Annotated in this window: 11 protein-coding genes; 7 read left to right on the top strand and 4 right to left on the bottom strand. The window is 65.4% G+C overall.

Annotated features, from left to right (window positions below):
* The first annotated feature begins 18 nt into the window (after window positions 1-18).
* The 7 genes from GN330_RS01325 (at window position 19) to GN330_RS01295 (ending at window position 8321) form a co-directional block, all read left to right on the top strand.
* On the top strand, window positions 19-1314 hold the full coding sequence (locus GN330_RS01325; RefSeq protein ID WP_197434981.1) for an ABC transporter substrate-binding protein: 1296 nt from the start codon (window positions 19-21) through the stop codon (window positions 1312-1314).
* 68 nt (window positions 1315-1382) lie between these two features.
* Window positions 1383-2216, top strand: coding sequence for an ABC transporter ATP-binding protein (locus GN330_RS01320; RefSeq protein WP_156710766.1), 834 nt, complete (start codon window positions 1383-1385; stop codon window positions 2214-2216).
* Between the two features lie 158 nt (window positions 2217-2374).
* Window positions 2375-4780, top strand: a complete 2406-nt coding sequence (locus tag GN330_RS24060) for a VWA domain-containing protein (RefSeq protein ID WP_156710765.1) — start codon at window positions 2375-2377, stop codon at window positions 4778-4780.
* Window positions 4781-4895: 115 nt separating this feature from the next.
* A complete protein-coding gene (locus GN330_RS01310) occupies window positions 4896-5123 on the top strand; it encodes an aa3-type cytochrome c oxidase subunit IV (RefSeq protein ID WP_156710764.1) in 228 nt (75 codons plus the stop codon).
* Window positions 5124-5201: 78 nt separating this feature from the next.
* Entirely contained in the window at window positions 5202-6494 is a 1293-nt protein-coding gene (locus tag GN330_RS01305; protein WP_343040142.1) for a Re/Si-specific NAD(P)(+) transhydrogenase subunit alpha, read from the top strand.
* Window positions 6494-6913 carry an NAD(P) transhydrogenase subunit alpha part 2 gene (locus GN330_RS01300; protein ID WP_156710763.1) on the top strand — a complete coding sequence of 140 codons (420 nt, stop codon included), beginning with the start codon at window positions 6494-6496 and terminating at the stop codon, window positions 6911-6913. Before GN330_RS01305 ends, GN330_RS01300 begins: the two co-directional genes overlap by 1 nt.
* A gap of 10 nt (window positions 6914-6923) precedes the next feature.
* On the top strand, window positions 6924-8321 hold the full coding sequence (locus GN330_RS01295) for an NAD(P)(+) transhydrogenase (Re/Si-specific) subunit beta (protein ID WP_156710762.1): 1398 nt from the start codon (window positions 6924-6926) through the stop codon (window positions 8319-8321).
* 152 nt (window positions 8322-8473) lie between these two features.
* Here GN330_RS01295 and GN330_RS01290 read toward each other — a convergent pair whose 3' ends face one another.
* The 4 genes from GN330_RS01290 to GN330_RS01275 form a co-directional block, all read right to left on the bottom strand.
* Entirely contained in the window at window positions 8474-9922 is a 1449-nt protein-coding gene (locus GN330_RS01290; protein ID WP_156710761.1) for an MFS transporter, read from the bottom strand.
* Window positions 9909-10559 (bottom strand): helix-turn-helix transcriptional regulator, encoded by a 651-nt coding sequence (locus GN330_RS01285; protein ID WP_156710760.1) that lies wholly within the window; start codon window positions 10557-10559, stop codon window positions 9909-9911. Before GN330_RS01285 ends, GN330_RS01290 begins: the two co-directional genes overlap by 14 nt.
* 94 nt (window positions 10560-10653) lie before the next feature.
* Window positions 10654-11130: a DUF992 domain-containing protein gene (locus GN330_RS01280; protein WP_156710759.1), complete on the bottom strand. Its 477-nt coding sequence runs from the start codon at window positions 11128-11130 to the stop codon at window positions 10654-10656.
* 101 nt (window positions 11131-11231) lie between these two features.
* Window positions 11232-12074 (bottom strand): tetratricopeptide repeat protein, encoded by an 843-nt coding sequence (locus GN330_RS01275; RefSeq protein ID WP_156710758.1) that lies wholly within the window; start codon window positions 12072-12074, stop codon window positions 11232-11234.
* Window positions 12075-12177 lie beyond the last annotated feature (103 nt).

Here is a 12177-nt window from a genome sequence, read left to right as displayed (position 1 = left end):
ACCATGGGAGGATTTCACATGAGACTGAAGACGTTGCTTGCAACTGCTGCACTCGCCATGGCGGTGGGAGCAGGACCGGCGATGGCCGATCTGGTCTTTCCCTCGCTGAGCTATCGCACCGGCCCCTATGCGCCGAACGGCATTCCGTTTGCCGACGGCTATGCCGACTATCTGACCTTGCTCAACGAACGCGATGGCGGCATCGAGGGTGAAAAGATCCGCATGACCGAATGCGAGACCGGCTACAACACCGAAAAGGGTGTGGAATGCTATGAATCGACCAAGGGCGAGGGCTCGCTGGTCTATCAGCCGTTGTCGACCGGCATCACCTACCAGCTGATCCCAAAGGCCACGGCCGACAAGATTCCGGTCCATTCCATGGGTTACGGGCGTACTTCGGCCGCCGACGGTGCCGTGTTTCCCTATATCTTCAACTATCCCGGCACCTATTGGGATGCCGCTTCCATCATCGTCAAGCACATCATGAACGAGGAAGGCGGCGACATATCGGGCAAGAAGATTTCGCTCGTCTACCACAATTCCGCCTACGGCAAGGAGCCGATCCGCACGCTCGAGGAACTGTCGAAAAAACACGGTTTCGAGCTGTCGCTCTATCCCGTCGACCATCCCGGGCAGGAACAGAAGGCCACCTGGCTGCAGATCCGCCGCGACCGTCCCGACTATGTCACCATGTGGGGCTGGGGCGTGATGAACCAGGTCGCGGTCCAGGAGGCGGCGAACATCCGCTTCCCGATGGATCACTTCATCGGTGTGTGGTGGTCCGGCTCTGAAAACGATGTGCTCCCGGCCGGCGCCGGCGCCAACGGCTATAAGGCGGTCACCTTCCATGGCGTTGGGACGGATTTCCCGCTGTTCGAGGACATCAAGAAACACGTCACCGACGCGGGCAAGGCGGCCGGCGACGGCAGCCATATCGGCGAGGTGCTCTACAATCGCGGCCTCTACGCGGCGATGCTCGCCACCGAGGCGGCGCGCACGGCGATGAAGATGCACGATACCAAGGAACTGACGCCGGACATGGTCCGTGACGGCATGGAAGCGCTCAAGATCGACGAGGCGCGCATGAAGGAGTTGGGCCTGCCGGGCTTCGCTCCCGAGATCGCGGTCACGTGCAGCAACCATGGCGGTCCCGGCCTTGGCGCCATCCAGCAGTGGGACGCGGACGCCAAGAGCTGGTCGCTGGTGACCGACTTCATGGGTGCCGACCGCGAGGTGGTTGACGCCCTGATCAAGGAGGATTCCGAGGCCTACGCCAAGGAAAACAACATCACGCCACGCGATTGCGGCGCCTGATTTTGATCGTGTATCGCCCCGGCGGTCCGCCGCCGGGGTCCTATCTGGCAGCCTGACGGGACATGCGCATGACGGACGCCGCACTGGCCACGAAAGAAGCCGAAGCCATTCTTTCGGTCAACAATATCGAGGTGATCTACAATCACGTCATTCTCGTCCTGAAGGGCGTGTCGCTATCGGTCCCGCGCGGTGGCATCGTGGCGCTGCTCGGGGCCAACGGCGCCGGCAAAACAACGACGCTGAAGGCGATTTCCAATCTGTTGCGAGCCGAGCGCGGTGAAGTCACCAAGGGCGGCATCGAATTCGACGGCGAACAGGTCGAGGCCTCGTCGCCCAGCGATCTCGTGCGGCGCGGCTGTATCCAGGTGATGGAAGGCCGCCATTGCTTCGGCCATCTCACAATCGAGGAAAACCTGATGACCGGCGCCTTCACAAGGCGCGACGGCGCGGCCAACGTCAGGCGGGACCTGGAAATGGTCTACGACTATTTTCCGCGCCTCAAGGAACGCCGTGGCTCGATGGCCGGTTATACGTCGGGTGGCGAGCAGCAGATGACGGCGATCGGCCGCGCCTTGATGTCGCGTCCCAAAATGGTCTTGCTCGACGAACCGTCGATGGGACTTGCCCCGCAGTTGGTGGAGGAAATCTTCGAGATCGTGAAGAAACTCAACGAGGAGCAGGGTGTGTCGCTGCTTCTGGCCGAGCAGAACACCAACATCGCCCTGCGCTACGCCAAATACGGCTATATCCTTGAATCCGGGCGGGTCGTCATGGACGGCGAGGCCAAATCACTGCGCGAGAACGAGGACGTCAAGGAATTCTATCTCGGCATTGGCGGCGAAGGACGCCGCTCCTTCAAGAACGTCAAGCACTACAAGCGCCGCAAGCGGTGGCTCGCTTGACACCGCGCTGCGGCGGGGCCGCCGTCGGCTCCGATGTCTCAAACGACCCGCGCGAGGGATGAAGCGACCTCCGGTTTGATCGGAGATGCGGGTTGACCCTGCGGAAGGCGATGGCTTGTATGTCGCGATTTGGGAATCGCGCGGTTGGAGGCCGGACCATGAACACTCGCACGTCGACACACAGCGCGTTGCGCCTGTTCGCGCTTGCCGTGGCGGGTCTCGTCCTCTGCACGGCGCCTGTCCTTTCGGCCGAGCGTGCGATGATCGTGCTTGATGCCTCCGGCTCGATGTGGGGCCGGATCGACCAGAAACCCAAGATCGGCATTGCGCGCTCGGTGCTGAAGGAGGTGCTGGCGGACCTGCCGTCCGAGGTTGAGCTCGGCCTGATCGCCTATGGACATCGGCGTAAGGGCCAGTGCGACGATATCGAGCTGCTTGTCGAACCGGGCGCCGGCAGTGCGGTCGAGATCGGCGCGGTCGCCGAGGGCCTCAACCCGCTCGGCAAGACGCCGTTGTCGGCCTCCGTGAAGCTGGCCGCCGAGACGCTGAAATTCACCGAGGACAAGGCGACCGTCGTGCTGATCACCGACGGTATCGAGACCTGCAACGCCGATCCATGCGCGCTCGGTCGCGAACTGGAGGCGACGGGCGTCGACTTCACCGCGCATGTCGTCGGTTTCGGTCTTTCGGCCGAGGAGGGGCGCCAGGTCGCCTGCCTGGCCGAGGAGACCGGCGGGCTCTATCTGCCCGCCCACGATGCCGGACAGCTTGGCGAGGCGCTCGACCAGCCGTTGACCGAGATCGCGGAAGCCGAGATCGCGCGCGACGATCCCGCTTCCGAAGCCGAGGCGACGCCGGCGCCCGCCGAACTGCCTGCCGCCACACTCGACGCGCCGAACGGCATCGAGATCGGCAGGCCGCTGACGATTGTGTGGGACGGGCCCGGAGAGCGTCGCGACGCGATCGAGATTTTTGATCCGGCGGCGCGCAACGGCGAGGGGCGCGTCGTGGCTTCGCGCCGGCTGATCAGTGGCGATGTCGACGCGAGGTCGGTCGCGCTTCTGGCCCCCGTGCGTCCCGGCGACTACGAGATTCGCTACTGGTGGGGCGAGGGCCGGACCGTGCTCACCACGCGCCCGCTCGAGGTGGTCGAGGCGCCCGTCTCGCTCGATGCGCCGGCCTCGGTTGGGCTGTCCAAGACCTTCACCGTCGCCTGGGTCGGCCCCGGGGCCCGGCGTGACGCGATCCGGATCGTCGATCCGCGCAAGCCCGATGGCAGCAGCGCGGTACTGCGTTCCAGGCGTCTTGTCAGCGGCGATTTCGACGGCCGCACGGTCGCGCTGGTGGCGCCGGCCGAGCCGGGCTTTTACCAGTTGCATTATTTCAGCGGCGACGGCCGCGCCGTACTCGCCACGCGCGAGATCGAGGTGCTCGATGCCGATGTCGCGCTGGAGGCGCCGGACGAGGTGGCAATCGCGACGCGCTTCACTGTCACCTGGACAGGACCGGGTGCTCGCCGCGACGCCGTCGAGATTTTCGACCCCCTGGCCGGCGGCGGCGCGGGCAAGGTGGTCGAGTCGCGACGTGTCGTGAGCGGCGATATGGATGCTCGTACCGTCGATCTTCATGCCCCGGCGAAACCGGGCGGCTACGAACTGCGCTATTATAACGGTGAAAACCGCACGGTGCTCGCGACGCGCGCACTGGCGGTGTTGGAGGCGGACGTCACGCTCGCCGCGCCTGAAACCGTGGCGATGGGGCGTCGCTTCAGCGTCGAGTGGACGGGACCGGGCGCCCGGCGCGACGCCATCCAACTCTTCGACCCGCGGGCGCGTGCCGGCGAAGGCAAGGTGCTGGCTTCGACGCGCCTCGTCAGCGGCGACATGGACGAGCGCATTGTTGCCCTCAACGCGCCAGCGACCGCCGGCGACTACGAACTGCGTTACTACAATGGCGACAATTCCGCCGTGCTCGCCACCCGCGCGATCAGCGTCGAGGAGATCGCCGTCGGACTGGAAGCGCCCGACACGGCGCTGATCGGTCATACCGTCGAGATCAAATGGGAAGGGCCGGGGGCTCGGCGTGACGCGATCCAGCTCTTCGATCCGAACGCCAAGGCCGGCCAGGGCGCGGTCGAGACCAGCCAGCGCATCGTCAGCGGCGACATGGACGCACAGTTGGTGCGTCTCGTGGTGCCGGCGATCGCCGGGGACTATGTCGTGCGCTATTTCAGCGGCGAGGGCCGAAAGGTGCTCGCCGAGCGGCCGATCGTCGTGGAGGCGATGGAAGTTGCGCTCGATGCGCCCGCATCGGTGCCGGCGGCGCAATTCTTTAAGGTCGCGTGGGTCGGGCCGGGTGCGGCGCGCGATGCCGTGGAGCTGTTCGACCCGGAGGCCAATGCAGGCAAGGGCAAGGTGCTTGCCTCCGCGCGGGTGGTCAATGGCGACTATGACGGCAAGTCGGTGATGATCAAGGCGCCGGCCGAGCCGGGCGCCTACCGGTTGCGTTATCATAACGGCCATAGCCGGGTGGTGCTCCACGAGACGGGTGTTGTCGTCGAATAAGGTCGGTGGCGGCCGCGCGATGCCGCCTGCGACGATCCGCAAGGTGCCTGCGCCATTGCTCTTGGGTCGGCTTTTCGCTATGTGCGCTGCGGAAGGTCTCTAACGGGGTTTGCACATGGCTGAGAATATGCCGACCGGTCCGGTCGAAACAGGCGCGGATATGGATTACAGCGAGCACGAAAAGACCTATGCGACGTTCGTTTCGCTGGCGAAATACAGCTCCATCGTCTGTGCGGCGATCATGATCGCGATGGCCTTCGGCTTTTTCGCCGGTGGCGGGTTCATCGCGTCCACGGTCCTGTTCCTGATCGTGGTTGCCCTGGCGGCATATATCCTGCGCTGACGCGGCGTGCCGGCGGATCCCTGGGAGGGGCCGCCGTAGCGGACGGCAGGCGCATTCCAACCGGAGAGGGAGTAGGCGGTGGGACAGACAGTTTTCGTGCCACGCGAGCTTGAGGCTGGCGAGGATCGCATCGCCGCCTCGCCCGATACGGCGAAGCGGCTTTTTGGGCTTGGTTTCGCGGTCGTGGTCGAAAAGGGCGCCGGCGCGGGGTCGCGCATTCCCGATGCGGAGTTCGTCAAGGCCGGTGCTACGATCGGCAAGGCCGGCGATGCCGGCAAGGCGGACATCGTGCTTAAGGTGCGCCGGCCGGCTGCGGCCGAACTCAAGGCTTACAAGAAGGGCGCTGTGGTGCTTGCCACTATGGATCCCTACGGCAACGAAGCCGCGGTCGAGGCGATGGCTAAAGCAGGCATCTCGGCGCTGGCGATGGAATTCATGCCGCGCATCACGCGCGCGCAGTCGATGGACGTGTTGTCCTCGCAGGCGAATCTCGCCGGATACCAGGCGGTGATCGACGCGGCGGCCGAATATGACCGTGCGCTGCCGATGATGATGACGGCCGCCGGGACAGTGCCGGCGGCCAAAGTGTTCGTCATGGGCGCCGGCGTGGCCGGCCTGCAGGCGATCGCGACGGCGCGCCGCCTCGGCGCCGTCGTCACCGCGACCGACGTGCGCGCGGCGGCCGGCGAGCAGGTCGCCTCCCTCGGCGCCAAGTTCATCATGACGGATGCGCTCAAGGACGCCTCCGGCGAGGGCGGTTACGCGCGCGAACTGACGGATTCTGAAAAGAAGGCGCAGGCCGAGTTGGTCGCCGAGCATATCGCCAAACAGGACATCGTCATCACTACGGCGCTGATCCCGGGGCGTCCGGCACCGCGGCTGGTGTCGGGCGAGATGGTGAAGTCGATGCGTCCAGGCTCGGTCATTATCGACTTGGCGGTGGAGCGCGGCGGCAATGTCGAAGGCGCGAAGGCCGGGGAAATCGTCACGACCGCGAACGACGTCAAGATCGTCGGACATTTGAACGTGCCGGGCCGGGTCGCGGCTTCCGCTTCGCTGCTTTACGCCAAGAACCTGTTCGCCTTCCTCGAAACCATGATCGATAAGGACAACAAGACGCTGTCGCTCGATCCCGACGAGGAATTGGTCAAGGCGACGCTGCTGACCCATGACGGCGTGGTCGTTCATCCGAATTTCGCCGGCGACAAACCTGCGCCGGCAGCGAAAAAGCCAGCAGCTAAAAAGCCAGCGGCCAAGAAACCGGCGCCAAGTAAGCCGGCGACCAGGAAAGCGCCGCCGAAAAAGGCGAGCGCAAAAAAATCCGCCGTGGCCCAACCGGCCCCCGCCGGAAAGCCGAAGGGAGACGCCTGATGGAACAGTCCGCTTTCGAACAGGCGCTCGACCAGCTCGACCAGGCCTCGGCCGCGGCGCGGCTGGCGCTGCAGGAGGCAGGCGGGGCAGCCGACGCCGCCGGCGGGATCGCCCATGCCGCCACCGGCGGGGCGATCGACCCGTTCGTCTTCCGCTTCGCGATCTTCGTCCTGGCGATCTTCGTCGGCTATTATGTCGTGTGGTCGGTCACCCCGGCGCTGCACACGCCGCTGATGTCGGTCACCAACGCGATTTCCTCGGTAATCGTGGTCGGCGCGCTTTTGGCGGTCGGCATTTCCGCCTCGGGGCTCGCCACCGGCTTCGGCTTCATTGCGCTGGTGCTCGCATCGGTCAACATCTTCGGCGGTTTCCTGGTCACACAGCGCATGCTCGCCATGTACAAGAAAAAAGAGAAGTGAGGCCCAGTCGATGAGCGTGAACCTCGCTTCCTTCCTTTATCTCGTTTCCGGTGTCTTGTTCATCATGGCGCTCCGGGGCCTGTCGCATCCGACCACCAGCCGCCAGGGCAACCTCTACGGCATGATCGGCATGGCGATCGCCATCATCACGACGCTGGCGCTGGCCACGCCGTCCTTCGGCGGTTTCGTTCTCATCGTCGCCGGCATAGCCATTGGCGGCGGCGCGGGTGCGGTGATTGCCAAGCGCATCGCGATGACGGCGATGCCACAGCTCGTCGCCGCTTTTCACTCGCTCGTCGGGCTGGCGGCGGTGATGGTCGCCGCGGCGGCGATGTATTCGCCCGAAAGTTTCGGGATCGGCGCGGTCGGGGCCATCCACGCCCAGGCGCTGGTCGAGATGAGCCTGGGCGTCGCCATTGGCGCCATCACCTTCACCGGCTCGATCATCGCGTTCCTGAAGCTCGACGGGCGCATGTCGGGCAAGCCGATCATGCTGCCGATGCGGCATGTGGTGAACGCGGCGATCGCCATCGGGCTGTTCGTGCTGATCATCATGCTGGTAACCACGCAGTCGACGACCGTCTTCTGGTTGATCGTGTTGCTGTCGCTGGCGCTCGGCGTCCTGATCATCATTCCGATCGGCGGTGCCGACATGCCGGTCGTGGTGTCGATGCTGAATTCCTATTCCGGCTGGGCCGCAGCCGGCATCGGCTTCACGCTCGGCAATCTGGCGTTGATCATCACCGGTGCGCTGGTCGGTTCGTCGGGCGCGATCCTGTCCTACATCATGTGCAAGGGCATGAACCGCTCCTTCATTTCCGTCATTCTCGGTGGCTTCGGTGGCGAGACGGCCGCGGCCGCCGACGACGGCATAGAGCGCACGGTCAAGCAGGGCTCCGCAGACGACGCGGCCTATCTCATGGCCAACGCCTCGAAGGTCATCATTGTGCCGGGCTACGGGATGGCGGTGGCGCAGGCCCAGCACGCGCTGCGCGAGATGGCCGATAAGCTGAAGGCCGCCGGCGTCGAGGTCAAATACGCCATCCATCCGGTCGCCGGCCGCATGCCGGGCCACATGAACGTGCTGTTGGCCGAGGCGAACGTGCCTTACGACGAGGTGTTCGAGCTGGAGGACATCAATTCCGAGTTCGCCCAGGCCGACGTCGCCTATGTCATCGGCGCCAACGACGTCACCAATCCCGCCGCGCGCGACGACAAATCCTCGCCGATCTACGGCATGCCGATCCTCGACGTCGACAAGGCGCGCACCTGCCTGTTCGTCAAGCGCTCGCTGGGCTCGGGCTATGCCGGTATCGACAACACGCTGTTCTACAAGGACGGCACGATGATGCTTCTGGGCGACGCCAAGAAGATGACCGAGCAAATCGTCAAGGCGCTCGATCACTGATCGATCCCCGTCCTATCGGGAGCTTTAGCCGATAGGCGTGTGACAGGCCGGGGTGGAAGCGTCCCGGCCGTTATCGTTTGCAGCCCTGTTCCGCCGCGGCCCTTGCACGTGTTCACCGAGGCCGGAATCGGCCGGCTCTTGGCAAAGCCGCGTCAGGCGTCGCCTTCAAGCACCGGCGTATGCCGCCGTCCTGCGTCGCGCGCGATGATGATCCCGGCGGCAAGGCCGACCGCTCCGAGCGGAATGAAGGCCAGGAACAGCCAGGTGGCGACATTGGCCGCCGCCGCCGCGCTGAGGCCGCCCGAAAAGCCGCTGGCATTGGCGATGATGCCGGCGACCGCCGCGCCGAGCGCATAGCCGATCCGCTGCAGGGTGGGGATGGCCGAGGACGTGATCGTGGTTTCCGAAGGCGCGGCCGAGGCGACGATGAGACGGGTGATGAACGGCCAGGCGATGCCGAAGCCGCCGCCCTGAAGCAGCGCACAGGCCAGCACCAGCGGGATCGAGCCCGAGGGAACCGTCCAGGCGAAACCGACGATGCCGGCGGTGATCATCAGGGCGCCGGTGGCGATGATCGCCCGCTCGCGGCGAGGCGGCGCATTGGCGACCAGGATCGACAGTACCGACCATGAAATCGCCTCGGCGGCGATGATGTAGCCAGCCGTGAGGGCTGAAATCCCGTGTAGCCGCGTCAGCAGCAGCGGCCCGTAAATGGTGAAGGCGACCGTGGCGACCGAGAAGGCGAAGACCATGATCATGCCGGCGCCGAGCGTCGTGCGCGCGTCGAACAGACGCGCGGGGAAAAGCCGGGAAGCGGGCCGTCCGGCGTCGATCCGGAAGAACAGGGCGAGGCCTGCCAGCCCGCCCGCAAGCAGCAGGCCGGAGCGCACGATATCGAGCGCGACGCCGGCATAGGCGATCAGCATGACCGAAACCGCCAGGCAGCCGAGCGCGGTTGCCGGGAAGGGGGGTGCGACCTCGCCGCGCGTTTGCGTCGCGCCCGGCGCGGACAGGACGATGAAGCTGATCGTGGCCATGACGAGCCCGCCGCCGGCGAAAAGCCCGAACGACCAGCGCCATGACCAGGCCTCGGCCACCAGCGCGCCGATCAATGGCCCGGAAAAGGCGGCGGTGCCCCAGACGACCGAAATGATGGCGAAGAGTTGCGGCCAGATCAGCCGCGGAAACAGACGTTCGACCGAGACGAAGGCGAGCGCTACCAGCGCGCCGCCGCCGAGCCCCTGGATCAGGCGTCCCACCAGCAGCCAGTCCATGCCGGGGGACAGGGCGCAGGTCAGCGCGCCGGCGGCGTAGAGAAAGGCCGCGCCGGCCATGTTGGAGCGCAGCGGCAGGTAGGAGATCATGCGCCCGGCCGCCGCACCGGCCGTGATCGAGCCCAATTCATAGATGGCGAGGGTCCAGCCGACGAACTGGACGCCGGAAATGTCGGCCACCATAGCCGGCATGATCGTGGCTACCATGGTCTCGTTGGTGGCGTGCAGCATGATGCCGAGGCTGATGAAGATGAAGCGGGCGAGATCGCCGCTTGCCCACAGGGCCCGCCAGTCGAGCGCGGTTTCGGGTTCATCACGCGTCGACATGGGTGCTCCGGGCGGTAACCAGATAGGCGCAACGCCGCGCGCCGGCGAGCAGGTGCTCGGTGCGCTCGACCGTGGCCTCGGGACCGAGCGCGCGCCGGAACATGTCGAGTTCGGAGCGGCAGAAGCCCTGGCAGTTCCGCGCCGCCGCGCAGATCGGGCAATGGTTTTCCACCAGCAGATAGGTGTCCGGCGCCACAGGCTCCCATTCGGCCATATAGCCTTCCTTCGTGCGCAGGGCGACGAGCCGATCGAGTCTGGTTTCCAGGTCGGGCGTGGCCCGCAACGCGGCGTGGTATCGGTTTTCGGTGTCGCGGGCGCGGTCGTCGATCAGGCGGTCGAGGCCGGCCTGACCGAACAGGGTGCGGATTGTCTGGATGATCTCGACCGTCAGTGCGGCGTGCATATCGGGAAAACGCGACTGCGCGGCCTCGGTCAGGCGCCAGATGCGGCGCGGCCTTCCGACGGCGCCGGCCTCGTCCTGATAGGAGACCAGCCCGCGGGCGAGCAGATTGTTCAGAAGCTTGCGCACGCCGGGGCCCGTCACGGCAAGGTGACGCGCCAGTGCCCCGGTCGACTGCGGTCCCCTGAATTTCAGGAAACGCAGAATGGGTTCGTCACTATCGGAAGTTTGCTCCATGACCAACCGCAATAAAGAAACCGAACGGTTTCTTTATTGCGGTTTAGGCATCGCGCGTCAAGCCCGCCGCCGGCAGCGGGCTGCGTTGAAGGCCTCAGTCGGCCGCGGACCGCAGTTCGAAGCGACTGACGCCGATTGCGACATTGACGCCGGTCTGCGTTTGAACACTGACGGGTTGCAGCGAGAAGCTCTCGCCGGAGCCGCCGACCAGAACATTGGCGCCGGCACCGACGCCCGCGCTCGCCTCCGCGCTGGCGCCGACATAGTCGCCGGCCAGGGCGCCCGGCTCGTAGACGTCGGCGGCCGGAGCAAGCACGACCCACTGCATGACCGACTGGCCCGTCACGCCGATATCGAGACCGAATTTGCGGATGACACCGAAATAGGCCTCCGTCGGTTCGTTCTCGTCCGCCGGCTTGTAAGTGCAGCTTACATCCTTGGTCGATCCGACGATGAAGCCGGCGCCGCCTTCCACCACGCAGTCGAGAAGGCCGAGCTTGACCCCTTCCTGGGCGGAGGCGGGTGCCGCGACAAACATGCCGGCCATGGCGGCGATCAAAAATTTCTTCATCCGTTCATCTCCTTGTTCGGGATTTAAACGGGCGAGGGGCCGTGGCGTTCCCCACGGCCTGACGATTTATCGCGGTCAAAGGCGGGTTTCGGCTGCTTGGGTCAGCCCTGAACGCGAGCGAGGCCGGTCTTGGCGGGGCCGTATTCGGGATCGAGCTTCAAGGCTTGGCGGTAGGAGCGCATGGCCTTTTGCTTGTCGCCGCGCCGCTCATAGACCAAGGCCTGATTGGCCCAGCCTTCCGCGATCTCGCCGTCCAGCTTGATGGCGGTGTTGAAATCGGAGAATGCGTTGTCCTCGTCGCCGAGGGCGAGATAGGACACGCCGCGGCCATTATAGGGTTCGGCCGCGTTGGGTGCGAGCGAGATGGCGGTGGAGAAATCCTCAAGCGCCAGATTGTGCTGGCCCTGCGCCTGATAGAGCAGGCCGCGATTGTGGTAGGCGCGCGGATCGGTGGTGTCGAGCTGGATGGCGCGCTGGAAATCGTCGAACGCCTCGCGCGTGCGTCCGGCCAGGCGATAAAGATTGCCTCGCCCGATATAGGCCGCGTCATAGCTCGGATTGAGCTGGAGCGCCTTGTTGTAATCGGCCACGGCCCTGCCGTCATCGCCCTTGAAACGATGAATGAGCGCGCGGTTCGCATAGGCCTGGAAATAGGACGGGTTCAGGCGGATGGCGGTGTCGAAATCCTCCAGCGCCTCGCGATAGCGGCCCGCCCGCCCGAAGGCAGAGCCCCGCACATTGTAGGCCTGGGCATCCCTGGGGCTGCGTTCGATCACCGCTGTCAGCGAGGCGATGTTTTCGGCCGAGCCCTGGGCGGTGTCGATCGCGGCGATCTCGGCGCCGGGCCCCGATGTCTGGCAAGCCGCGAGTGCCAGACACAATAAAGCTGCGAAGGGTGTCGCCGATCTACGCCCTTCGCGTTTCCTGCCTGAATATCCCTGCATGCTGTCTCGTTCCCCGTCCGGTCCCGGGGGACCGCTCTGTTCACGCCCGAAAAAAGCCTGCCGCCGAACGCAAAAAGGCGGCGGCGACTTTCATCGCCCCACC

This window comes from Nitratireductor arenosus (assembly GCF_009742725.1).
Taxonomy (GTDB): domain Bacteria; phylum Pseudomonadota; class Alphaproteobacteria; order Rhizobiales; family Rhizobiaceae; genus Mangrovimarina; species Mangrovimarina arenosa.
Note: the sequence above shows the minus strand (reverse complement) of the source record. Positions and strands in the feature narration are given on the sequence as shown.